The following is a 21,472-nucleotide window of genomic DNA, read 5'->3' as shown; positions in this document are numbered from 1 at the left end:
TTGGGATGGCCGCTCCGAAGGCGGACCGGCCGGGTTTCTCGGAGCGGCACGAGTCCACTCCCTTTCTGTCCGCTGAAACGGTGAAGCTGACGTGAAAGTTCCGCCCCGACTCACCGCCCCCGACGCCGGCGGGACGCGAGGATTGCGGAGAGCGGCACGGGTGCCGGCCCCATCGGGTCGACGCCCACATCGTACTGCTTCGGCATTGGCTTGAGCTTGCCGTGGCTGTGCCCGTGGAGATTGAGGGCCCCGCGGCTCATGCCGTTCCACGTGCGGAACGCGTAGTGGCAGAGCACGACCATGCGGCCTTCGACCTCGATTTCCGCGTAGTGCCGAACCGACGTCCAGCCGGGCGCACCAAGAGTATCGGGCCCGTCGTTGTTGCCGACGATCAGGTGCTTCTCGCCGCTCAGCCCGGCGAGGATCTCGCGAATCCGGTCTCCGCTCGGCCCGAGGGCGAAGTCGCCGAGGTGCCAGACCGTGTCGCCGGGCGAGACCGCGGCGTTCCAGGCCGCGACCAGCCCGGCATCGTGGGCCTCAAGATCCGGATAGGGCCGGTGGTCGAAGCGCAGTGCCCGCGGGTCGCCGAAATGCGTGTCGCCCGTGAAGAAGATGGTCACCGGTCTGCTCCGCCTCGCCCGGGAACGCCACCGGACTGCCGCCGAAATCGGCTGGCCGCCGCCTGGTTCCCGCGCGCCCGCGGCCGCCTGGCGCGTTGACCGCCCGCGCGGCACGGAGGAGACCTCCGCAGGGCGAGCGGGATCGGGAGCGCGAGGGCATGCTGGGAACGGTCGGATTCGCCTTCCTGGCCGGGCTTCTGTCGGTGCTCTCGCCCTGCGTGTTGCCGCTGATCCCGATCGTGCTCGGCACCGCGGCCGCGGAGCATCGCCTCGGCCCGGTGGCGCTGGCCGGCGGGCTGGCGATCGCCTTCACGGCGATCGGTCTGTTCGTCGCGACGATCGGCTTCACCATCGGCCTGGACGGCGACGCGTTCCGGCGCGCCGGCGCGGTTCTCCTTCTTCTGCTGGGCGTGGTGCTGATGCTGCCGCGGCTCCAGGCCCGGGTCGCGACGGCGGCCGGCCCGGTCGGCGCCTGGGCGGAGGAACGCTTCGGCGGCTTCGGCTCCGGCGGATTGTCCGGCCAGTTCGCCGTGGGCCTGCTGCTCGGCGCCGCCTGGAGCCCCTGCGTGGGACCGACCCTGGGCGCGGCCTCGCTGATGGCGGCGCGGGGCGAGCATCTCGGGAGCGTCGCCCTGACGATGCTGGCTTTCGGGATCGGGGCCGCGGCCCCGCTGATGCTCCTCGGCTTCGTCTCCCGCGAGGCGCTGCTGCGCTGGCGCGGCGGCCTCGCCGCGGCCGGCCGGGCCGCGAAGGCCGCGCTGGGCGCCGTGATGGTGGTCCTCGGCCTGCTGGTGCTGACGGGACTCGACAAGCAGGTCGAAGCTGCGGCCGTCGCGGCTTCGCCGGACTGGCTCAATGCGCTGACGACGCGCTACTGAGTCGCCATGGTCCCAGGACGTCCGGAACGGAGATCAGCGATGACCGATGCCCCCCGCCTGACCAGTCTTGCCCATGGCGGCGGCTGCGGCTGCAAGCTCGACCCCGCCACCCTGCGCCAGCTCCTCGCCCAGCAGCCGGCGGCCGGGCCGTTCGAGCGGCTCCTCGTCGGCAACGAGACGGCGGACGATGCGGCCGTATGGGAGCTGGAGGACGGCACCTGCATCATCGCCACCACGGATTTCTTCACACCGATGGTGGACGACCCCGTCGATTTCGGCCGGATCGCCGCGACGAACGCCATCTCGGACGTCTACGCCATGGGCGGCCGGCCGCTCTTCGCGCTCGCGATCCTCGGGATGCCCCTGGGCAAGATCGACCCGGAGGTGGTCGCGCGGATCCTGCGCGGCGGCGCAGAGCAATGCGCCGAGGCCGGCATCCCGGTGGCGGGCGGCCACTCGATCGATGCCCCCGAGCCGATCTACGGCCTCGCGGTGATCGGCACCTGCCGCCGGGAGGCGGTGCGACGCAACGCCGACGCGATGGCGGGAGATGCCGTCCTGCTCACCAAGGCCCTCGGGGTCGGGGTCTACTCCGCGGCGATCAAGCGGGAGACCCTGGACGACGCCGGCTACCGCGACTTCATCGCCACCACCACGCTGCTCAACCGGATCGGACCCGACCTAGCCGCCGAGCCCGCCGTCCACGCTCTCACCGACGTGACCGGCTTCGGCATCCTGGGCCACGGGCTGGAGATCGCCCGCGGCGCCGGTCTCACGCTGACCCTCGAGGCCGACGCCCTCCCCCTGCTGCCGCAGGCGGAGGCGCTGGCGCGCGCCGGCGCCGTCACCGGTGCCTCGCACCGGAACTGGTCGGCGTTCGGCGAGGCGGTCGACCTGCCGGAGGGTTTTCCGGACTGGCGGCGCCACATCCTCACCGATCCGCAGACCTCGGGCGGGTTGCTGGTGACCTGCTCGGCCGACCGGGCCGACGCGCTCCTCGCGCGCATCCGATCGGCGGGCTACCCGGCGGCCGCCCGCATCGGCCGGATCGAGGCCGGTCCGGCGCGGATCCGGGTGATGGGCTGAGACGCCGCCGGCCCCGAGAGGCAATCTTCAACCTTCCCGTCCACTCTGTCGCCCCGCACGAGACCCGAGCCGCCGCCAGAGCCGCCGTCACCGAGGCCGCAGACATGTCACCGCCTCCCCACGGCGTCGCCGGCTGGCCGTACGGGCGCAGCCCCCCCGGACCCGCCCGTCCGCGGTCGCTGCCCGACGGGCGCCCCTGGCCGCGGATCCGGATCATCACGGTGGCCCACGCGGATGCCGCCCTGGCCGGGACCGTCGCGTCGGTCCTGCGCCAGGACTATCCGGAGTTCCGACACGACGTGCTGGCGCCCAGGACCGGACGCGCGGCCGTGGAGCGGATCCTGACCGATCCCGGTCCGGATCATCTGCTCTGGCTCGCTGCCGGCGACCTGCTCGCCCCGGGTGCGCTGATCGCTCTGGCGCTGGAGGCCTCGCTCGCCGAGGTCGACGCGGTCGCGGGGTTGCGCGTCCTGTTCGACCACGCCGTCCGGGGCCTCGACGGGCCCGATCGCGCGGCGGAAGCCGGTGGCCGCAGGTCTGCGAGGGGCGGGATCCTCTGGCGGCGCGACGGGCTGGCGGACCATGCGGACCTCGACCCGGACGGCATGCTGAACGAAGGGTCCGCCTGGTCGACGACATCCGAGAACCGGCGCAACCTGATCGGTCGTCCCGCCCTGCTCCACAGGCTGCTTTCGGACCTTCCTCCGCCCGCCAGCGGTCTGTCGATCGTGTCGCTCACCGGGACGGGCACCCAGGGCGGGGCCGGCGTGGCCCAGCGCCGGCTCGCCGAGGCACTGACTCTCGCCGGTCACCGGATCGCGGAGGTCACCCTGAGCGGCCGTCCCGAGGCCGCCGAGTGGCGCGACGTCTTCCCCCCGGCCGAGGCCGCGATCGCGGCGACCGCACCGGATCTCGTCCTGGCCGGCAACCTGCACGGCGCCACCCGCAGCCTCGACGTCGTCGGCCGTCTGGCCCGGCGGGGACCGGTCGGCCTCGTGCTGCACGACCTCTTCCCCCTCACGGGCCGGTGCGCCCATCCGCGCGCGTGCGGCCGCGCCGCGATCGGCTGCGATGCGGCCTGCCCCACCCCCGACGAGTATCCGCAACTGGCCCCCGGCCGGATCGCCGGCATTCACGAACGCAAACGCGCGGTGCTCGCCGGCGCCCCGGTCGGGCCCGAAGTGCGATCCCCGGCCCGATCTCCGGCTCCCTGGCTTCTCGCCAATTCCGACTGGACGCTGGCGCGGGCCCGCGAACTCGCGCCGCCCGGCACCGTGGTCGAGCCGATCCGCCTCGCCTTCCCGACCGCCGTCTTCCGGCCCGGCGATCGCGCCGGCCTGCGCGGCCGGCTCGGCCTGCCCCCCGATGACGTGCTGATCCTCGTATCCTCGGTCATCGTCGACGGGCCCGACAAGGGCTTTGCCGATCTCCGGGCGGCGCTTCAGGCCGTGGCGAAACCGGGCGTCGGCGTCGTGGCGATCGGCCGCCTCGACGATCCGGCCCGGCTCGGGATCGCGAACCTGTTCGCGCCCGGCCTCATCGCGGACGAGGCGATGCTGGCGGCGTGGTACGGCGCCTGCGACCTCCACGTCACCGCGAGCCGCCACGAGACTCTCGGACAGACGCCCATCGAGGCCGGCCTGTGCGGGGTCCCGACCCTGGCCTACCGCACCGCCGGGCTGACCTCAGCGGTGATCGACGGCGTCTCGGGCCGCCTCGTGCCGATGCGGCCCGGCGCCCTTGCCGACGCCCTGGCCGCCCTGGTCGATGACCGGGCGACCCGCACCCGCCTCGGCGCCTTCGCGCGGATCGCCCTGGAGAGCCGCTACAGCCCGGCCGCGGCGGCGCTGTCGCTGGAGGCGGTCTTCCGGCGGCTGGGCCTGGGGGACGGCGCGGCCCATCCGCGCTTCGCCCCGGCGATGCTCGGGCATTTCCCCTTCGCGGCCGATCTGCGGACGGGCGCGACCGGCACGGTCCCGGCGGTCTCGCCTCCGCTCGTGCGCCGGCTGCGGCGGGCCAAGCAGATGGTGTTCGGGCGCCGGATGCCGCTCTTCGTGCGGCGGTGCCTGTACTTGGCCGGCACGCTGCGGCGCAGGGTGCCATGACGGACCACAAGGCGAAATCCGGCATGGCGCAGCGGCGGATCTACCTCGACCAGACCCATCTGCGGGCCCATGTCACGGGGATCGAGCGGGTCACCCTCGACCTGTTCGCCCCGGAGAAGCTCGCCCCGCACACTGTGCGGCCGGTGACCGCCGGCTCCCTGCCCGGCATGATCGCCGCGCAGCAGATCGGCCTCCCCGCGCGGGCGCTCACGGACAGGGACGCCCTGTTCCTGTTCCCGGGTTTCCCGCCCGGGCCGCTCTGCGCCGTCGCGGCGGCGCGGTGCCTGCTCTACGTCCACGACACCTTCCTGCTCACGAGGAAGGCGGATCTGAGCCTGCGCAGCCGGATCTACATGAGCCCGAGCTTCGCCCTCGCCCTGCGCTGGTGCCCGAACCTGTTCGTCAACAGCCGCACCACCGGCGCGGCCGTGCGCGCCCTCTGCGCGGAGCATGCCCGCGTCGCCCTGCTGCGACCCGCCGTCCGCGACGCCTTCGGCCTGGCCGACCTGCCGGGGCCGGCGGCCTACGAGCCCGGCGCAACGCTGCGGCTCCTCGCCATCGGGACCATCGAACCGCGCAAGAACTATCCGGCGACCCTCGCCCTGACGGCGGCATTGATCCGCGCCGGCATCCCGGCGGAACTCCATCTCGTTGGCCGGGTCGGATGGGGGCGGCACGCCTTCCTGGAGGCACCACCGCCGTTCCTGCACCGGCACGGATACCTCGCCGACGCGGAGCTGCGGGCCCTCGTGGGGTCGTGCCACCTGCTGGTCTCGACCTCCAAGGCGGAGGGGCTGGGGTTGCCGCTCCTGGAAGTCCAGCATGGCGGCCTGCCGGTCGTGGCGCCGGACGACCCGGTGTTCCGTGAGGTGCTGGGGACGTCCGGCCTGCTGATCCGGCCGGAGGATCCGGACGGCGCCGCTCGGACCATCGCCGCCTGGCTCCGGGATGGCGGTCTGACCCGCGCGGCGGCGGCAAGCCGGGCCAACGTGGCGTGCTGGAACGCCACCGCGGCCGAGGACGGGCTGCGCTTCCAACGCTTCCTGTCGGGCGACCCGACAGCCTACGCACCGTTGGAGTCAATTGTCGCATGCGACCGCAGCGCCTGAGGCGGCCTGCGTAGTCCCCAACAAATCGGAGACTTTTCACGTTCGATTGTCGTGACAGTTAGGATTACGTCTGTATGCGATATCTGCGGGCTTCCTGAAGCAGGAACCGCAACGGGGCGATACTACTGGTCCGGTATGCTGATTGCTGGACTCCCGACGAAGACGGCGCCTCGGGCGAGCACCTGTTCCAGACCGGCACGAAGCTGGTCAGAAAAGGAACAGGCGACGAGGTTGGCGGCGGGCGGTTGTCTCCGTCCCGACAGGTCAGGGAGCGAGGCGTATGTTCGACTTCTCGACACGGATGAGCGGTGAGCAGCCCGTCCGAATGGTGCTGCCGCAGGTGACCCCGCAGACGGACGGTCGCGTGATCCTCCGGCGCCTGTGGCGCGGCAGCGGCTTCATCGTGCTGGGCGGCCTGTTCATGGTCGCCGTGGCGGTGGCGCTGCTCGGCCTGATCCCGCCGCGCTACACGTCCAGCATCCAGGTTCTCGTGGATCCGAGCGATCTGCGCGTCGTCGAGAACGACGTGAACGCGCGCCAGCCCCAGGCCGACAGCGGCGTCTCGATCGCCGAGAGCCAAGTGCGGGTCATCCAGTCCGACAGCGTCCTGCGCCGGGTGATCGCCAAGCTCCACCTTGATCAGGACGACGAGTTCGTCCTGCCGGACGGCAACAACCCGACCCTCACCTGGGTGAAGGGCGCTCTGGGCATGCTTCCGCCGGCGGCGAGTCGCGACCCGGTCATCACCGCTCTCGACACGCTTCAGAACCGGCTCACCGTCCGGCGGGCCGAGCGGACCTTCGTGATCGATGTCGCGGTGCAGTCCCGCGATCCCGAGAAGGCCGCGCGCATCGCCAACGCCGTCGGGGACGCCTACTTCGCCGAAGAAGCGGCGGCCCGCACCGAGACCGCGCGCCGCGCGTCCAGCGCCCTGGCCGGACGGCTCGCCAGCCTGAAGCGGGATGTCGAGCAGGCGGAGGGCGCGGTGGTGCGCTACCGTGAGGATCACAAGCTCGTGGCGGCCAGCGGCCGCCTGCTCACCGACCAGCAGCTCGGCGACCTCAATCAGCAGCTCGTCACCGCCTCGATCAAGACCGCCGAGGCCAAGTCGCGCCTCGACCAAGCGCGCCGGATGCGCTCGTCGGATCCCAGCACCGCTTTGCCGGAGATGCTGCAATCCCTGGAGATGCAGGCTCTGCGGCAGCAATACGCCACGCTGTCCCGCAACACCGCGGAGCTCGCCACCCGCCTCGGCGAACGCCACCCGGCCATGGCCGAGCAATACGCCCAGCAGCGCGACCTGCAGCGCCTGATCCAGCGCGAGAAGGAGCGGATCATCGAGACGACCCAGAAGGATTACGACCGCGCCGCCGCGAGCGAGGCGGCGATCCGGACGAATCTCGACCGGGTGAAGACCGAGACGGCGAGCAGCGACCGGGCCTATGTCGGCCTGCGCGAACTGGAGCGGACTCTCGAGGCCCGCCGCGGCATCTACGAGGCCTACCTGAAGCGCGCCCGCGAGGCGAGCGAGCAGGAGCGGCTCAACACCACCAACGTCCGCATCATCTCGGCCGCGACACCCGCGCGCCAGCGGACCTTCCCGCCGTCGCCCAAGATCGTCCTGCCGGTGGCCCTGATCCTCGGCCTGCTGCTCGGCGGCGGCATCGCCCTGCTCCTCGGCGCCGACAGCGACCGTCGCCGCACCCTGCGCGCCGCCACTCGGCCGGCGGCCAGCTTCCGGGCCGCCGATGCGTGACATCGGAGAAATGAGCCTCTACCTCGGCGCCATGGATCCGGTCCGCGGGGAAGCACACACGGTGAGCGGCCCCGCCTGCGCGGCGTCCGGGTCGCCGCAGGCGGAGGCGACCGTCGAACTCTTCGGATACCAGTTTCACACCGGACCCGTCGCGGCCCTCGTGGCCGCCGTCGCGGCCCGGCGAGACGGCCGGCCCCGGATGATCGTCACGGCGAATGTCGATCATGTCGTCCAGCTCAGCGAGAATGCCCCCTTTCGCGAGGCCTACGCGCGTGCGGCGGCCAGGACCCTCGACGGGATGCCGCTGGTCTGGCTGGCCCGGAGGGCCTGTCGCCGGCCCGTGCACCGGATCACCGGGCACGATCTCCTCGGCTGCGTCCTCGCCGATCCGCCGGCCTTCGCGCAGCAGGTCTTCTTCGTCTCCGCCCGCAAGGATGCGGCGGACGCCCTGGCCCTTCGCCTGCAGACGGCGGGCCTTCCGGCCGGCGCCGTAGCCAGCGCGGTCCCGCCCTTCGGCTTCGAGCACGATGCGGCCTACAGCCGCGCGCTGGCGGAGCGGATCCGCGCCCACGGTACGACACTGCTGGTGATGGGTGTGGGCGCGCCCAAATCCGAGATCTGGGTGGATCGGCACGGCCAGACGCTCGGTGAACCGGTGGTGTTCTGCGTCGGCGACGCCCTGAACGTCGCGGCCGGGTTCCTGCCGCGCGCGCCGCAGCTGATGCAGCGCCTCGGCCTCGAATGGATCTACCGGTTCCTGCAGGCGCCGCGGCGGCTGTTCCGCCGCTACTTCATCAAGTCCTGGCGCTTCATCGGCCTCGCGATGCGGGAGCAGATGGGACGGCGCGCCGGCTGATCTCAGCGCGTCGCCTCGAAGAGGTCCGGCCGCCGCAATTGGAGCGCGAACAGCAGCGTCAGCGATTTCATGTCGGTGATCGTGCCGCGGCGGCCCATGGCGGCCAGCTCCGGCAGCGGGATCTCATGCACCGCCACGGCCTCGCCCTCCGCGGCGAGGCCGCCGCCGCTTCCGGTCCGGTCGGCCTCGCCGTAGGCGGCGAGGAACAGGTCCATCCGCTCCGTGGAGATGCCCGGCATCGACCAAGCGCTGGCGACGAAGTCGAGCGCCCCCAGGCGCAACCCCGTCTCCTCCAGGGCCTCGCGCCGTGCCTCATCCTCCGAGGCGCCCTCGTCGAGGAGGCCGGCCGGCACCTCGATATGGCTCGGCGGCCCCCCCGAGTAGAGGACCGGCGCCCGGAACTGCGAGACCAGCGTGGCGACCCGCCGCTCCGGATCGTAAGGCAGCACCGCGACCGCCCGGCCGTGATCCTCCATCTCCCGCGTGAGGCGGGTTCCGTCCTCCTGCATCACCTCGGCCACGAGGTAGCGCGCCCAACCGTCGTGCACGAGGCGCACGCCCCCGATCCGCGGTGCCATACCGATCCTGCCTTGCCCCTGGAAGGCTCACGGATCGTTCAGGAATGCGGCGGCCTTGCGGACACGGTGATGCGGAAGCGCAGGCGTTCCGCGCGCCGCTCGACAGCGTCGAGGCGCGCGCCCTCCTCCCGCACGAGATTCGGGATGTCGAGGGCAGCCAGCGGATCCGTGCACGTCACCACCAGCGTGCGGCCGGCAGGAAGGCTTCGCAGGGCCTTGCGCGTGCGCAGGACCGGGAGGGGGCATTTCAGCCCGCTGAGGTCGAGATCGACGCAATCCGGATCTTCGTCCCGCACGCCGCAAGCTCCCGAACCGGCGCAGCGACCGGCATAGCGACCGGCATAGCGACCGGCACCCGGCGCGTCATAGGCATCGCCGGCCCGCGAAGCCAGCGGATCCGCTCACCATTCGTAATAACCGAAGGCAGGCCCGTAATAGCTGTCTGGTGCAGACCAGAGATAGCGCGGACCGGAATAGCCGTAGTCGAAGCCGTGGCTCGGCACCGGCGCGTAGGCATAGCCGTAACCGAAGGGTGCGGGATAACCGTACTCGCCATAGTAGCTGTATTGCGGACGCCCGCGGGCCGCCACGGTTCCGGCGCTGCGTCCGCCCGCCCCGTAATGCCAGCGGCCGGGGCCCGGCGCCGGGCCTGGAGCCTCGAACCGTGCCAGATCGGCCGCCTGACCTGCGCCCCCGCTCGCCGACAAGGAAGCCATCGCCAGAAGGATGACGGCGGTGACACGGGTCATGGTACGGTCCTCCAGCGGCAGAACGCCCTGCTGGAACGTTCCAATAGCACGCTCGGGCCGTGATTCGCCCCCGGTACGTCGGTCGATCAGGGAGGCGTCAGAAGACGCATTCGGCGAAGGCCGGCCGCACGCAGGCGCCCCAGCGGCCCTCGTAATCGGCGAGCAGATCCTCTGCCCGCGTCCGGCCGGCCGCGACGATGGCCTCGAGAGGCTGCAGGTAGATGGTCTCGTCCCGCCCCTCGGCGTCGCGGCGGCCCCGTGCCCGCAGACCCGACCGGGCGATCGCCAGGGCCTCGGCGGCGACCGCGCCGAGGGTGGTGTTGGCCACCGGAGTCGCGAGCCCGAGGCGCGGTGCGGTGGCCCGCGCAGCCTCGCGATTGGCCGGGCTCCACCCCTTCACGAGGTCGAGGGCCGCGTCGAGGGCCGCCTCGTCGTAGAGGAGGCCCGCCCAGAAAGCGGCCTGGGCGGCGATCATGCCGGAATCGCCGACATCGGCGCCGCGCATTTCCAGGAAACGCTTCAGCCGGACCTCGGGGAAGGCGGTGGAGGCGTGATTGGCCCAGTCCGAGACCGTCGCGAACTCGCCGGGCAGCTGCGGCAGCTTGCCGGCCATCAGGTCACGGAACGAGGCGCCCGACACGTCGTGGTAGGTGTCGCCCCGCTTGACGAAGTACATCGGCATGTCGAGCAGCCAGTCGACATAGGCCTCGTAGCCGAACCCGGCATCGAAGGCGAAGGGCAGCATCCCCGTCCGATCGGCATCGGTGTCGCGCCAGATCTCGGACCGGCGCGACAGGAAGCCGTTCGGCCGGCCGTCTGTGAAGGGAGAGTTGGCGAAGAGCGCGGTGGCCACCGGCTGCAGCGCCAGGGATGCGCGCATCTTGCGCACCATGTCGCCCTCGGAGGCGAAATCCAGGTTCACCTGCACCGTGGCGGTGCGCAGCATCATGTCGAGGCCGAGCGATCCGACCTTCGGCATGTAACCGGCCATGATCCGGTATCGGCTCTTGGGCATGACCGGGGTCTCGTCCCGGCGCCATTTCGGACTCATGCCCAGCGTCAGGAAACCGATTCCCAGAGGATCGGCCACCCGCTTCGTGGCGGCGAGATGCGTGGCGAGTTCCGCGGCGGTGGCGTGCACATCGGGCAGCGCGGCGCCGGACAGCTCGAACTGGCCACCGGGCTCGATCGAGATCGCACCGCCCGCCTCCGCCGACAGGCCGATGATGTTGCCGAGATCGACAATCGGCTCCCAGCCCGTCTCGCCGGCAAGGCCCTCCAGTAGGGCCCGGATGCCGCGATCCCCGTCATAGGGGACGGGCGCCCGGCTCTCCCGGTAGAACGGGATCTTCTCGTGCTCGGTGCCGATCGCGAAGCGGGCGCGCGGCTTCTCGCCCGCCGCGAACCATTCGATCAGTTCGGCGCGCGTGGTGAGCGGCGTGGTGTCGTTGCTGTCGCGCGCCATGCGCTGCCTGCCCGTGCGTCTGATTTATGCGTTGGAACGGGCGCGCCGAACTGCTTCGGCGGATCCACCCGGTATCGACCCGCTCTCGCGAGCGGGCTCCGGGCGGACACCCGCCCCCGACCCCGATGAGCCCGCGGCGCAGGCGGCGTCCGTTCCGGGACATAATCGAGCCGCCGGGAACCCACAACGCGGCGGCCTCGGCCGGCGCGCCGCTTCACGTCCGATCCGGGGAAACAATCGTCCGGGCTGACGCCTTCATGTGCGCGGGCACACATGGATCGGGCCGGCCCGCCTTCAGCGCGCGTCGCCGAGGACCGCCTGCACCAGGGCCAGCACGGCGACCGCGGCCGTGTCGGCCCGCAGGATGCGCGGTCCCAGGGAGAGCGCGACGGTGTTCGGCCGCGCCCGGATCAGCGCACGCTCCTCCTCCGAGAAGCCGCCCTCCGGACCGACCAGCACGGCGAGCGGTGGGGGATCCTGCGGATCGCCGGCCGCCCGCAGCGCCTGCACGGGATCGCGCACCGGCGCGTCCTCGTCGCAGAACACCAGGAGCCGCTCGGCGGCGAGCCCCGCCAGGGCCGGGGCGAGACGCTCGGGGTCGGGACAATCGGGAATCGTCAGGATGCCGCATTGCTCGGCCGCCTCGACGGCATTGGCCCGCAACCGGTCCATGTTGATTCGGTCGCCCTGCGTGTACCGGGTGATGACCGGGCGGATCGTCCCGGCGCCCATCTCGACCGCCTTCTGCGCGAGGTAGTCCAGGCGCGCGCTCTTCAGCGGGGCAAAGAGATAATGCAGGTCGGCCGGCTTCGTCTGGGCGCGCGTCAGTGCGGCGACGTGGAGGTCGGCGCCCTTGCGCCCGGTCTGGACCAGATGCGCGCGCCACTCGCCGTCGCGTCCATTGAAGACCAGGACTGGATCATCCGGCCCCCGGCGCAGCACGTTGAGCAGGTAGTTGGCCTGGGCGCGATCGAGGGGGAGAATCACGCCCGCGGCGAGATCGGCCGCGACGTGAAGGCGCGGGGCGGTGAAGTCATAGGCCGGCATGGCGGCGTGGTCGCGCGGGGCGGCGAGCCTGTCAACGCGGGGGGCGCGCCCGAAAGTGTTGCCGAATGGTTACGAGCCCCGGTTTTCGGCAGCCAGTCCACCGGTGCATGGCGCAGCCGGTTTGCCGCTCGATTGACGCCACAATCCTATGGCGAACCCAGGGGAACGGAAGAAAGCCGGCCGCTCGCGGATTCGGCAGGGGCGTCGAGGGAGTCTCGGAATGGCGAAGGGGAGTCTGAAGCTGGGGGCGGCGGTGCTGGTCGGCACCGTCGTGTTCGGTACCGCCGCGTTCGCGCAGAGCGCGGCACCGGAATGCGGCGCCATCCAGAAGACCCTGGCCGAGCGCAAGGCACTGGTCGGCCGCGCCAATGCGGCGTCGCAATCCAAGAAGAAGATGACCCCGCAAGAGGCCTGCGCCCTGTTCGGGAAGCTCCAGGCCAACGGCACCGAGGGCATCAAGTGGATCGCCGCCAACAAGGAATGGTGCTCGATCCCGGATTCCTTCGCGGAAGGCTTCAAGGCCGACCACGTGAAGGTCAGCGGCATCCGCACCAAGATCTGCAGCGTCGCCGCTCAGGCGACCAAGATGGAGGCGCAGGCCCGCGCCCAGGCCCAGGCCCAGGCCGGCGGCGGTGGCGGCGGCCTGCTCGGCGGACCGGGCTTGACCGGCAGCTTCAAGCTGCCGCAGGGCGCTCTGTAAGATCGTCTGAGAGGATCACGGATCCGGCGCGGGTCCCCCCTCTGCAGCGATGGGGGACGCACGTGTGGCACGACCGGAGATCCGACCGATGAACGGGACGGCGCTTGACGACGGGCGGCCAGCCGATGCCGTCTCCGGTCACTGGGTCGACCGGCTGGCGCCCCGTTCCTGGCGTCCATACCTGCGCCTCGCCCGGATCGATCGGCCGATCGGCTGGTGGCTCCTCCTCCTGCCCTGCTGGTGGTCGGCCGCCCTGGCGGCGATCGCCGCGGATCAGGCCTTTCCCGATCCCTGGCACTGCCTCCTGTTCCTGATCGGCGCGGTGGCGATGCGCGGGGCGGGCTCGACCTACAACGACATCGCCGACCGAGACCTCGACGCGCAGGTCGAGCGCACGCGCCTGCGCCCCCTGCCCTCCGGTCAGGTCCGTCCGCGCCATGCTGCCCTTTTCTTGGTTATCCAGGCCCTGATCGGGCTGGCCGTCCTGCTGCAGTTCAACGCCGAGGCGGTGATCATCGGCCTCTGCTCGCTGCTGCCGGTGGCGATCTACCCGTTCATGAAACGGGTCATGCCGATGCCGCAGGCAGTTCTGGGCCTGGCCTTCGCCTGGGGAGCGCTGATGGGCTGGGCCGCCGTGTTCGCCCGCCTCGATCCGCCGGCGCTGCTGCTTTACGCGGGCGCTCTGTGCTGGATCGTCGGATACGACACGATCTACGCGGTGCAGGATATCGAGGACGACGAGATCGCGGGGATCCGCTCGTCGGCGCGCCTGTTCGGCCGGCATGTGCGTCTCGCCGTCGGGCTCTGCTACGCGCTGGCGGCTGCCTTGGTGATGCTGGCGGCGCGCGGGGCCGGTGCGGGATTCGTCGGGTATCTGGGCGTCGCGGCCTTCGCCGGGCACCTGGCCTGGCAGGTCCTGTCGCTGCGGGAACGCGATGGGCGCGGGGCTCTGGCGCTGTTCCGGTCGAACCGGGATGCCGGTCTGCTTCTGTTCGTCGGCCTCACCGCCGACCTCGTGCTGCGCAATCTCGTCTAAGAGCGGTCGGCGCCCTCAGGTGCGGGCGATGATCTCGTTCTCGCCGCGGAAGATCTGCGGACGCGCCGGCAGCCGGCCGGTCTTGCGGCGGGCCAGGAACCGCGGGCGGCGGCGGCCGAGGCCGGCATGACGGCGGCGGATCCGGACCTGGCCGAGAATCAGCCGGCCGATCTGCTGCGAGACCGGGACCAGGAGGCCGTCCTCGCGGACGATCATCCGCGTCAGTCCGGCCCGCGCCGCGATGTCGCGCCACACGGCGACGACGTCGTCCTCCTCGAAGCTGCCGAGACGCTGGAGCACGTCGCCTTCGGCATCCACCAGGATCAGGCTGAACCGGTCGGCCCCGGTGATCTCCGCATCCTCGGTGGCATAGGCGAGCGCGATCCCGACGGCGCGGCGCGCACCCGCGGCGCGACCGATCACCGGAAGCGGCGAAGCGACGAAACGTAGCGCGGTGTCGGCACCGTGCATCGGGTGTCCTGCGTGGCTTTTGTCCGTGGCCGGGGAAGTGTTCATCAGTTCGAGTCCCTGGAGCAAGTGGCGGTCCCTGTCGGGCCGTCCGTTATGCCAAGCAAAATCGCACCCGAACTCCTCTGCACCGCTTAAGAGCCGTCGTTAAGCGAATCTGGACAGCGCTGTCATTTGCGGAATGCTCAATGCTTCCTTGAATGCTCAACATTTCCTTGCCCAGACCGGTCGTTATCGAACGATCAACCAGCATCCTTGTGGCGCTGCGGGAGGCGCCGTACAACGAGGCGACCGGGCGCGCGATCCTCCGTGCCGGGTCTTCTCAGCCCGAGCGGGTGAGCCCAGGCGGGCCCGGACGTCCGCGTCACCGGACGGACGGGACAGCAAGGCCCTCGCGGGCCGCACGGATTCCACGCGGAGCGCGATGCCCGACTCTCTCACCGACGATGCCGTATCCGCCCTCATGCCGGAGCTGCGCGCCGTGATGCGCGAGGCGGCCGACATCGCGCGGCCGTTCTTCAGGCTCGGCGGTCAGACTTCGGCCCGCATCTGGTCCAAGGCCGGCGGCTCGCCGGTGACCGAGGCGGACGTCGCGGTGGATGCCTTCCTGAAGGTGCGCCTGAGCGCCCTCGTGCCGCGCGCCGCGTGGCTGTCGGAGGAGACGGCCGACGACCCGGCCCGCCTCGGCCACGACCTCGTCTGGATCGTCGATCCGATCGACGGGACGCGGGCCTTCCTGTCGGGCCATCCGGATTGGTCGATCGCGGTTGCGCTCCTGTCGGGCGGCGAACCGCTGATCGGGTTCGTGCACGCGCCGGTGGGCAACGCCGATTACGAGGCGGTGCGCGGTCGCGGCGCGACGCGGAACGGCGAACCGATCCGCGTCGATGCACGGCAGCACCTGACGGGCGCCCGCATCACCGGCCCGAAGCCGATGCTCGACCGTCTGACCCGCGGCGCCGGTACGGAACCGGATTTCGAGGTGATCGCGCGGATCCCCTCCCTCGCGCTGCGGCTCGCCCGCGTGGCGGACGGAACGGTCGATATCGGGATGATTTCCGGCCATGCCCGCGATTGGGACCTTGCCGCCGCCGACCTCGTCCTGCGCGAGGCAGGAGGCGTGGTCTGCGATTTCGGGGGGGCGGCAACGCTCTACAACCGCCCCGACCCGGTGCACGGCGAGCTGCTCGCGGCACCGGTCGGCCTGCGCGACCCCGTCCTGTCCGCCTGGGACGTCTGAGGACGAGGCCCTGCGCAGACCGGCGGTCCGGCCTCTCAGGCCGCCGCCGCCTCGCGAAGCTTCACCGCGCCGGGCGCGAGCCCGAGGCGCTCGGCGAGATGCCAATGCAGCTCGCGCGGGGAATGGTAATTGTAGGATCGGTCGATCAGGTCGCTGACATCGACCCCGGTCTGCTCCGCGGTCTTGGCCCGGGCCAGCTTGCCCACCCGGAAGGTCGGCGCATCGGTCACGGGGGAACGGACGCCGCGGCGCCGTGTAAACTCGAACAACATCTGTGTCTTTTCTTCTCTGGACCGAACGTTGGCTCCGTCCGGCGTCGTTTCTGGGATATTGCCTCCGACGCGACCCGGACCGGGCGATCTTGCCCGGAATGGCAGCGTCGGAAGGGGGAACCGCTTCGGGCGGCCGCTTCGCGCGTCATGCGCGCCTTTCACCTGTACCGGCTGGCGCAAGGAAAGCCGCGTGAGGCGCCTTCAAATCCTGCGACGGTCAGGCCGCCTGCAGGTTGCCGGCGGCGTCCTTGCCGCTGCGCTTGTCCGTGAGGATCTCGTAAGTGATCCGCTGGCCTTCGATCAGGTTGCGCATCCCGGCGCGCTCGACTGCCGAGATGTGGACGAACACGTCCTTGCCGCCATCGTCGGGCTGGATGAAACCGTAGCCCTTGGTCTCATTGAACCACTTTACAGTGCCGGTATTCACGTAGTGTACCTCGTTCGTCCATAGGCCATCCGCGCGGCACGAGGGCCGCGTGATGCACCACGGTCTTTCTGGATTTGGCCAGTGCGGCGGGGCGCGAGTCGCTGAACCTTGAGCAGCGTCAGCCTCGGTGGAAAAGCCCCCCGAGGACGTATTTAAGCGCAGGCTGCGGCCGCAACAAGGCATGAGCGGCGTATCATCTGCGTCGCAGGCCGGGATCGGGAGGCGGCCGAGAGGCCCCGCCCCCCTGTGATTCCGGGCGTTCACGATGCATATACGGAATGCGCTCAAGCAGTTAAGGCGCGTGGCTCTGGACGATACATGGCAGGCATCTCGGTCTCGCTGGACGGTGCGAACATCCAGCTGTCCTTCCAGAAGGACGATCAGGCGACGGCAGTGGTGATGGATGCCCGCGCCGCCCGGGCGCTGGTGCGCGCCGTCGGGCAACTTCTGACGGCGATCGACGACACGGACGAGCCCGACATGGCCGACGAGATGGGCGACGAAGAGGTCGCCATGCTCGACGTGACGTCGTCCGCGATCGAGATCGGCACCGATGACGAAGGCCAGGCCGTGGTCGCCCTCCAGGCCGGCGCGCTACCGCCCTTTCAGCTTCGCCTCACGGACGAAGAGGCCCGCCACGTGGTGACGAGCCTCTCCGAAATCCTCAGCGCGCCGCGCGACGTGCGAACCTCGCACGGCGGTCACTGACAGCATTTCACATGCGGGTGCCGGGATCGGTCGGCGTGCCCGGGAAGACGTCGGGTTCGGAGCCCGGGCCGCCGGGCTCTCCGATCCCCGGATCGTTCACCGGATAAGGCGTGCGCGGACCGGTCGGACCGATATCGGGCTCCTCATCGGGCGCCGGCGGGGGTGGCGGCAGGTCGCCGGGCGTGGGCTCGGGAAGACCGGGATTGGCCATGACGCGACTCCTGGCGGTTGGGGTGGTGACCAACGGGTCGCCCTCGCGGGAGTTCCGTTGACCGCACCGACATCCGGTTTCGGACGCGGCCGGGCGGCCGGGCGGCCGAGGGCCGCAGGAACAGGGCGAACGACCCTCCGTTAGCCGGGCAGATCCCCAAAGAGGACACCCGCCATGCCCGACATCCGCCAAGCCAAGATCCTGATCCTCGCCACCGACGGCTTCGAGGAGAGCGAATTGACCGTCCCGCAGGCCAAGCTGGCCCAGGCCGGCGCCGCCGTGACCGTCGCCGCCCCGCAATCGCGCCAGAGCAAGGGTACGATCCGCGGCTGGGACAAGACCGACTGGGGCAAGGAGGTCGCGGTCGATACCGATCTGGAGCAGGTCGATCCCGCATCCTATGACGCCCTGGTCCTGCCGGGTGGTCAGATCAACCCGGACAAGCTCCGGCTGGAGCCCCGGGCGCTCGACGTGATCAGGAGCTTCCTCACATCCGGCAAGGTCGTAGCCGCGATCTGCCACGCCCCGTGGCTGCTGATCGAGACCGGCGCGGCCAAGGGCCGCGATCTGACCTCGTTCAGCTCGATCCGGACCGACGTGATCAATGCCGGCGGCCGCTGGCACGACAAGGAAGTCGTGACCGATCACGGCATCGTCACGAGCCGCAACCCGGGCGACCTCGACGCCTTCTGCGCGAAGGTCATCGAGGAGATCCAGGAGGGCGGCCACGGCGCCCGCCAGCTGGCGGCGTGAGCCGCGCGGGCGCCGCCGAGCACGCGGCGCCCGGATTCAGCCGCGGCTGCGCTCGCCGGTGACTTCCAGCACCGTGCAGCCGCGGATCGGGCGGCCGTACTCGTCCGTCCCCTCCACGATCACCCGGTGGGCCCCAGGGGCGAGATCGTCCGGAAGCCGCGCCGTCCAGATATGGGTCGAGGGCGTCGCCTTCACCCAGCTCTTCTTGGTCTCCGGGTAGCGCTCGTAGAGCTCGGTGACGAACGGGTCGAGGCGGCGGGTGCGCGCCATCGGCCGGGCCGGCGCCTCGCCGACCCGGAACGCGAGGTGCGTACGCGGGCCGCCGTCGAACACGTTCACCACCAGGGTCGTGTCGGGGAGCGCGTCCTGCGGCACCGGCGGCCGGAGGCCCTGCACGGGCCGGGTCCAGCGCACCACCTCCGGCGCGCCGGCCCGCAACTCGCTTTCGAACAGGATCCGCATGGTCTCGTCCGGCTGACCCTGCGCCGCGACGTAGCGCGACGTGTAGTCGGCGCCGCGGATCGACAGGACGTGGAACCCGTTCGGCGTGCCGTCGCGGCTGTCGGCGGAGGGGATGCCGGTGCGGGCGTCGGGACCGCTCCACCACGAGCCCGAGACGGCGGTCAGCACGTGATGGTGGTGCCCGTCGGCGAGGTAATGGTGCTCGGTCGTGTGGGTATGGCCGGCGAGGCTCAGAACCTTGCGGCCGGCGAGCAGCTCGAGGAGCGCGGCGCGGTCGGTGGTGGTGTTGCGCGGATCGTCCGGCGCGGTGTCGGTGTGCAGCGGGATGTGCATGGCCAGCACGATCAGGTCGTCCCGGGGGATCTCGGCCAGGAGGTTGCGCAGGAAGGTGAGGCTGCGTTCGCCGATCCGGCCTCGATAGGTGTTGGCGCCCACCGGCACGGGCGGCCCGAGCCACTCGACGTTGTCGAGCATCACGAACCAGGCCCGGCCGTGCCGGAACGCGTAGGTCGGCGCGCCGAACACCCGCTTCCACGTCTCGCGGCTGTAGCGCGCGTCCGGCGCCTGCATGTTGAGGTCGTGATTGCCCGGCAGATTGTACCAGGGCAGACCGATCCGCCCGACGATGCGGTTGGACCGCCCGTAGAGCGACAGGTCGTCGAACAGCACGTCGCCGGTGGTCAGGCCGAAGGCCGCCGGGATCGCCATGGCGCGGGCGACCGCCGTGTCCCGCACATGGTCGAGTTCGAACCGGCTCTCGGGCTGGGGATCGGTGAACAGCACGACGTCGAAGTCCGTCGTCTCGTCCACGCGGGTCAGGGTGAAGTCGATCGAGGCCGGGAGCGGCCCGGTGGGCGCGAGCCCGCGATAGCGCAGGCCCAGCTCGGCGGGCGTGCCCCCGGGCTGGTGGATGTAGGAATGGCGCGGCACGTTGTCGGCGTCGCGCGGCAGGGCGTAGCCCGGCGGCTTGATCACGAAGACCGCCCCGTCGCCCGACATCGGCAGGCGGTAGCGGCCCTGATCGTCCGTGCGCACGACCTCGCGACCGTTGGACACCAGCACACCCGGCAACGGAGCCGGGTCCCCGCCGGCCGCATCGCGCGCGGAGACGATCCCGGTGGCCTCGGCGGTCTCCTGCGCGCCGGCCCGGCCCGCGACGAGGCCCAGGGCGGCGGCGCCCGCCATGGTGCTCCGGCGGGTCAGGCCTCCGGGTTGAGTATCGCGCGACATGGATGGCTCCTGCACGGCTTCGCGGCGCGTCGTCTCGCGGGAGGCCGGCAACCGGCTCCGGGACGCAGCCTCCGCGGCCAAGCAGACGCGTTTGACTTCCGGATGACAGAAGCGGCCCCGAACGCACGAGGCCCGCGCCTCGGCGGAGGTGCGGGCCTCGGATCGGGTTCGATGGGCGGGCGCCGCCGGAGGCGGCCGGCGCCCGCGGAACGATTACTCTTCGTCGCCGGGCTCGAAGGTCTGCGGCATCGGCTCGGCGCTGGCGACCGGGGTCGGTGCGCCGATGGTCGAGGGGACGTTCACGCCGTCGCGCTTGTAGATGTCGTCGCGGAACTGGACGATGCCGTCCGGGGTCGACCAGGCGGTGATGTAGGTCCAGTAGACCGGCACCGGCTGGGCGATGTTGGCGTCGACGCGCTTGCCGCTCTCGATCGCCTCCTCGACCTTCTGGCGGTCCCAGCCGGGCGTGTCCTTCAGCAGCCACGTGATGTACTCGCGCACGTTCTGCACGCGCACGCAGCCCGAGGAGATGAAGCGGAAGTCGTCGCCGAACACGCCCTTGGTGTTCGTGTCGTGCATGAACACGCCGTAGGGGTTCGGGATGTTGATGCGGACGATGCCCATCGAGTTGAAGTCGGCGCCCGAATCCTGCCGGTAGGTGTAGCGGGTGCCCTCATCCGAGAACCAGTTCACCGACTTCGGCGAGATCTCGGAGCCGTTCGACAGGATCCGGATCTTGTTGTCCGTGAGGTAGTTCGGATCCTTCTGCATCTTCGGGATCAGGTCCTTCTTCACGATGGAAGCCGGGACCGTCCAGGTCGGGTTGAAATTGATCTGCGTCGCCTTGGTGTTCATGATCGGCGACTGGCGGTCGATCTTACCGACGCCTGCGGCGTGGAGCGTCACGACCTGACCGTTCTCGACCGTCTCGACGAGCGCGGCCGGGATGTTGGTGATCACGAAGCGCCGGCCGAGATCGCCCGAGTAGGAGCGCAGGCGCACGACGTTGATCTCGAGCTGGCGGAGGCGCACCTCGGCCGGGACGTTCATGGCCTGCTGGGTGGCCATCGTCATCGCGCCGGTCTGGCTGAGGCCGTGACGGGCCTGGAACCGCTTCACGCCCGCGGCGACGTACGAATCGTACACGCCCGAGCCACCGGCGGCCGGATCGAGGTCGCCGGTGACGATCAGGCGCTGGCGGATGGCCGCCACGGCCGGGCCGCGCGATCCGACCCGCAGATGGTCGGCGCCGGAAACCTGACGCCAGCCGCCGCGGGCGACGATGTCCTTGTAGCGCTCCACCATCTGCTCGGTGGACGTCACGGTCTGCGGCGAGAGGATCGGAACCGTCTCGCGCTGCACCTGCATGCCGGCGGGTGAAGCGTAGTCCTGCGCCCATTCGGCCTGGGCATAGTTGCCCTGATCGCGGGCTTGGGCGGCGCCGAAGCCCAGCGCGCCGAAAGCGGCGACGCTCAGGATTGCGGTGAACCGGTTTTGTGCCTTCTTGCGCATCGGTCGCTGGCTCTGGTCCGGGGTTCGTCAGATCGTGACGGGAGCGGATTGTCTCGTGCGCCACGGTGTCGGGATGGCGTTAAGACTCCCTATCGAAGGGGCCGGAATGTGGCATCGCCGTGCGCCAGCGCACGCAGCGTCCCGGTGCGGCACCCTGGCAACAGCCTAAGTCGGCCCGGTGTGGCAGGGATGCCATAGCGGTCC

23 protein-coding genes are annotated in these 21,472 nt (G+C 71.0%); 11 read left to right on the top strand and 12 right to left on the bottom strand.

The window, feature by feature from the left end; genetic code table 11:
* Positions 1-110: 110 nt before the first annotated feature.
* Positions 111-620, bottom strand: coding sequence for a metallophosphoesterase (locus MCBMB27_RS22910; RefSeq protein ID WP_075381349.1), 510 nt, complete (start codon positions 618-620; stop codon positions 111-113).
* Between the two features lie 158 nt (positions 621-778).
* Here MCBMB27_RS22910 and MCBMB27_RS22905 point away from each other — a divergent pair, with 158 nt between their 5' ends.
* The 6 genes from MCBMB27_RS22905 to MCBMB27_RS22880 all read left to right on the top strand — a co-directional run bounded on the left by MCBMB27_RS22905 (position 779) and on the right by MCBMB27_RS22880 (position 8,410).
* Complete coding sequence (locus MCBMB27_RS22905; protein WP_043760334.1) at positions 779-1,498, top strand: cytochrome c biogenesis CcdA family protein; 720 nt, start codon at positions 779-781, stop codon at positions 1,496-1,498.
* Between the two features lie 39 nt (positions 1,499-1,537).
* Positions 1,538-2,584, top strand: a complete 1,047-nt coding sequence (gene selD / locus MCBMB27_RS22900; protein ID WP_043760332.1) for a selenide, water dikinase SelD — start codon at positions 1,538-1,540, stop codon at positions 2,582-2,584.
* A gap of 104 nt (positions 2,585-2,688) precedes the next feature.
* Positions 2,689-4,689 carry a glycosyltransferase gene (locus MCBMB27_RS22895; RefSeq protein ID WP_075381348.1) on the top strand — a complete coding sequence of 667 codons (2,001 nt, stop codon included), beginning with the start codon at positions 2,689-2,691 and terminating at the stop codon, positions 4,687-4,689.
* On the top strand, positions 4,686-5,798 hold the full coding sequence (locus tag MCBMB27_RS22890) for a glycosyltransferase (protein ID WP_075381347.1): 1,113 nt from the start codon (positions 4,686-4,688) through the stop codon (positions 5,796-5,798). The genes MCBMB27_RS22895 and MCBMB27_RS22890 overlap by 4 nt, the downstream gene beginning before the upstream one ends.
* A gap of 280 nt (positions 5,799-6,078) precedes the next feature.
* Positions 6,079-7,554 (top strand): GumC family protein, encoded by a 1,476-nt coding sequence (locus MCBMB27_RS22885; protein WP_043760326.1) that lies wholly within the window; start codon positions 6,079-6,081, stop codon positions 7,552-7,554.
* 10 nt (positions 7,555-7,564) lie between these two features.
* A complete protein-coding gene (locus MCBMB27_RS22880; RefSeq protein WP_236952791.1) occupies positions 7,565-8,410 on the top strand; it encodes a WecB/TagA/CpsF family glycosyltransferase in 846 nt (281 codons plus the stop codon).
* 2 nt (positions 8,411-8,412) lie between these two features.
* Here MCBMB27_RS22880 and MCBMB27_RS22875 read toward each other — a convergent pair whose 3' ends face one another.
* The 5 genes from MCBMB27_RS22875 to MCBMB27_RS22855 form a co-directional block, all read right to left on the bottom strand.
* A complete protein-coding gene (locus MCBMB27_RS22875; RefSeq protein WP_043382695.1) occupies positions 8,413-8,988 on the bottom strand; it encodes an NUDIX domain-containing protein in 576 nt (191 codons plus the stop codon).
* Positions 8,989-9,026: 38 nt separating this feature from the next.
* Entirely contained in the window at positions 9,027-9,284 is a 258-nt protein-coding gene (locus MCBMB27_RS22870; protein ID WP_043353112.1) for a sulfurtransferase TusA family protein, read from the bottom strand.
* 105 nt (positions 9,285-9,389) lie between these two features.
* Complete coding sequence (locus MCBMB27_RS22865; RefSeq protein WP_053611124.1) at positions 9,390-9,737, bottom strand: hypothetical protein; 348 nt, start codon at positions 9,735-9,737, stop codon at positions 9,390-9,392.
* Positions 9,738-9,834: 97 nt separating this feature from the next.
* Positions 9,835-11,202 (bottom strand): glutamate--cysteine ligase, encoded by a 1,368-nt coding sequence (locus MCBMB27_RS22860; protein ID WP_043353108.1) that lies wholly within the window; start codon positions 11,200-11,202, stop codon positions 9,835-9,837.
* A 294-nt stretch (positions 11,203-11,496) separates the two neighbouring features.
* Positions 11,497-12,249 (bottom strand): 16S rRNA (uracil(1498)-N(3))-methyltransferase, encoded by a 753-nt coding sequence (locus MCBMB27_RS22855; protein WP_075381345.1) that lies wholly within the window; start codon positions 12,247-12,249, stop codon positions 11,497-11,499.
* Between the two features lie 220 nt (positions 12,250-12,469).
* Between MCBMB27_RS22855 and MCBMB27_RS22850 the strand changes: the two genes are divergently transcribed.
* Positions 12,470-12,949 (top strand): hypothetical protein, encoded by a 480-nt coding sequence (locus MCBMB27_RS22850; RefSeq protein ID WP_043353104.1) that lies wholly within the window; start codon positions 12,470-12,472, stop codon positions 12,947-12,949.
* An 88-nt stretch (positions 12,950-13,037) separates the two neighbouring features.
* Complete coding sequence (gene ubiA, locus MCBMB27_RS22845; protein WP_053611122.1) at positions 13,038-13,985, top strand: 4-hydroxybenzoate octaprenyltransferase; 948 nt, start codon at positions 13,038-13,040, stop codon at positions 13,983-13,985.
* A gap of 15 nt (positions 13,986-14,000) precedes the next feature.
* Here the strand turns inward: ubiA and MCBMB27_RS22840 are convergent, their stop codons facing one another.
* Positions 14,001-14,456: a DUF6101 family protein gene (locus MCBMB27_RS22840; RefSeq protein WP_075381344.1), complete on the bottom strand. Its 456-nt coding sequence runs from the start codon at positions 14,454-14,456 to the stop codon at positions 14,001-14,003.
* Positions 14,457-14,877: 421 nt separating this feature from the next.
* Here MCBMB27_RS22840 and MCBMB27_RS22835 point away from each other — a divergent pair, with 421 nt between their 5' ends.
* Positions 14,878-15,693, top strand: a complete 816-nt coding sequence (locus tag MCBMB27_RS22835) for an inositol monophosphatase family protein (protein WP_053611120.1) — start codon at positions 14,878-14,880, stop codon at positions 15,691-15,693.
* Between the two features lie 35 nt (positions 15,694-15,728).
* Here the strand turns inward: MCBMB27_RS22835 and MCBMB27_RS22830 are convergent, their stop codons facing one another.
* On the bottom strand, positions 15,729-15,965 hold the full coding sequence (locus MCBMB27_RS22830; RefSeq protein ID WP_043353097.1) for a hypothetical protein: 237 nt from the start codon (positions 15,963-15,965) through the stop codon (positions 15,729-15,731).
* A gap of 217 nt (positions 15,966-16,182) precedes the next feature.
* The gene (locus MCBMB27_RS22825) at positions 16,183-16,392 is read right to left on the bottom strand and encodes a cold-shock protein (RefSeq protein WP_010682786.1); all 210 of its coding nucleotides are present in this window, start codon (positions 16,390-16,392) and stop codon (positions 16,183-16,185) included.
* A 318-nt stretch (positions 16,393-16,710) separates the two neighbouring features.
* On the opposite strand from MCBMB27_RS22825, the gene MCBMB27_RS22820 reads away from it, so the two are divergent.
* Positions 16,711-17,100: a hypothetical protein gene (locus MCBMB27_RS22820; RefSeq protein WP_043353095.1), complete on the top strand. Its 390-nt coding sequence runs from the start codon at positions 16,711-16,713 to the stop codon at positions 17,098-17,100.
* Positions 17,101-17,107: 7 nt separating this feature from the next.
* On the opposite strand, the gene MCBMB27_RS22815 is transcribed toward MCBMB27_RS22820, so the two are convergent.
* Positions 17,108-17,311, bottom strand: a complete 204-nt coding sequence (locus tag MCBMB27_RS22815; RefSeq protein WP_043353093.1) for a hypothetical protein — start codon at positions 17,309-17,311, stop codon at positions 17,108-17,110.
* 174 nt (positions 17,312-17,485) lie between these two features.
* Between MCBMB27_RS22815 and MCBMB27_RS22810 the strand changes: the two genes are divergently transcribed.
* Entirely contained in the window at positions 17,486-18,064 is a 579-nt protein-coding gene (locus MCBMB27_RS22810; RefSeq protein WP_043353091.1) for a type 1 glutamine amidotransferase domain-containing protein, read from the top strand.
* 36 nt (positions 18,065-18,100) lie between these two features.
* On the opposite strand, the gene MCBMB27_RS22805 is transcribed toward MCBMB27_RS22810, so the two are convergent.
* Together MCBMB27_RS22805 and MCBMB27_RS22800 are read right to left on the bottom strand one after the other, a co-directional pair.
* The gene (locus MCBMB27_RS22805) at positions 18,101-19,756 is read right to left on the bottom strand and encodes a calcineurin-like phosphoesterase C-terminal domain-containing protein (RefSeq protein ID WP_043382677.1); all 1,656 of its coding nucleotides are present in this window, start codon (positions 19,754-19,756) and stop codon (positions 18,101-18,103) included.
* Positions 19,757-19,969: 213 nt separating this feature from the next.
* The gene (locus MCBMB27_RS22800; RefSeq protein WP_043760317.1) at positions 19,970-21,268 is read right to left on the bottom strand and encodes a L,D-transpeptidase family protein; all 1,299 of its coding nucleotides are present in this window, start codon (positions 21,266-21,268) and stop codon (positions 19,970-19,972) included.
* Between the last annotated feature and the right edge of the window lie 204 nt (positions 21,269-21,472).

Source organism: Methylobacterium phyllosphaerae (assembly GCF_001936175.1).
Classification (GTDB): Bacteria; Pseudomonadota; Alphaproteobacteria; order Rhizobiales; family Beijerinckiaceae; genus Methylobacterium; species Methylobacterium fujisawaense.
The sequence above is the reverse complement of the archived record's forward strand: the minus strand, read 5'-3'. Positions and strand labels throughout refer to the sequence as shown.

Bases quoted from the DNA above. Each gene is read 5' to 3' on its own strand.
- MCBMB27_RS22855 (WP_075381345.1), bottom strand. From the start codon at position 12,249: ATGCCGGCCTATGACTTCACCGCCCCGCGCCTTCACGTCGCGGCCGAT.
- MCBMB27_RS22885 (WP_043760326.1), top strand. From the start codon at position 6,079: ATGTTCGACTTCTCGACACGGATGAGCGGTGAGCAGCCCGTCCGAATG.
- MCBMB27_RS22820 (WP_043353095.1), top strand. From the start codon at position 16,711: ATGGCAGGCATCTCGGTCTCGCTGGACGGTGCGAACATCCAGCTGTCC.
- MCBMB27_RS22895 (WP_075381348.1), top strand. From the start codon at position 2,689: ATGTCACCGCCTCCCCACGGCGTCGCCGGCTGGCCGTACGGGCGCAGC.
- MCBMB27_RS22865 (WP_053611124.1), bottom strand. From the start codon at position 9,737: ATGACCCGTGTCACCGCCGTCATCCTTCTGGCGATGGCTTCCTTGTCG.
- MCBMB27_RS22890 (WP_075381347.1), top strand. From the start codon at position 4,686: ATGACGGACCACAAGGCGAAATCCGGCATGGCGCAGCGGCGGATCTAC.
- MCBMB27_RS22830 (WP_043353097.1), bottom strand. From the start codon at position 15,965: ATGTTGTTCGAGTTTACACGGCGCCGCGGCGTCCGTTCCCCCGTGACC.
- MCBMB27_RS22905 (WP_043760334.1), top strand. From the start codon at position 779: ATGCTGGGAACGGTCGGATTCGCCTTCCTGGCCGGGCTTCTGTCGGTG.
- MCBMB27_RS22810 (WP_043353091.1), top strand. From the start codon at position 17,486: ATGCCCGACATCCGCCAAGCCAAGATCCTGATCCTCGCCACCGACGGC.
- MCBMB27_RS22815 (WP_043353093.1), bottom strand. From the start codon at position 17,311: ATGGCCAATCCCGGTCTTCCCGAGCCCACGCCCGGCGACCTGCCGCCA.
- MCBMB27_RS22835 (WP_053611120.1), top strand. From the start codon at position 14,878: ATGCCCGACTCTCTCACCGACGATGCCGTATCCGCCCTCATGCCGGAG.
- MCBMB27_RS22800 (WP_043760317.1), bottom strand. From the start codon at position 21,268: ATGCGCAAGAAGGCACAAAACCGGTTCACCGCAATCCTGAGCGTCGCC.
- MCBMB27_RS22860 (WP_043353108.1), bottom strand. From the start codon at position 11,202: ATGGCGCGCGACAGCAACGACACCACGCCGCTCACCACGCGCGCCGAA.
- MCBMB27_RS22875 (WP_043382695.1), bottom strand. From the start codon at position 8,988: ATGGCACCGCGGATCGGGGGCGTGCGCCTCGTGCACGACGGTTGGGCG.
- ubiA (WP_053611122.1), top strand. From the start codon at position 13,038: ATGAACGGGACGGCGCTTGACGACGGGCGGCCAGCCGATGCCGTCTCC.
- MCBMB27_RS22805 (WP_043382677.1), bottom strand. From the start codon at position 19,756: ATGTCGCGCGATACTCAACCCGGAGGCCTGACCCGCCGGAGCACCATG.
- MCBMB27_RS22880 (WP_236952791.1), top strand. From the start codon at position 7,565: ATGAGCCTCTACCTCGGCGCCATGGATCCGGTCCGCGGGGAAGCACAC.
- MCBMB27_RS22840 (WP_075381344.1), bottom strand. From the start codon at position 14,456: ATGCACGGTGCCGACACCGCGCTACGTTTCGTCGCTTCGCCGCTTCCG.
- selD (WP_043760332.1), top strand. From the start codon at position 1,538: ATGACCGATGCCCCCCGCCTGACCAGTCTTGCCCATGGCGGCGGCTGC.
- MCBMB27_RS22850 (WP_043353104.1), top strand. From the start codon at position 12,470: ATGGCGAAGGGGAGTCTGAAGCTGGGGGCGGCGGTGCTGGTCGGCACC.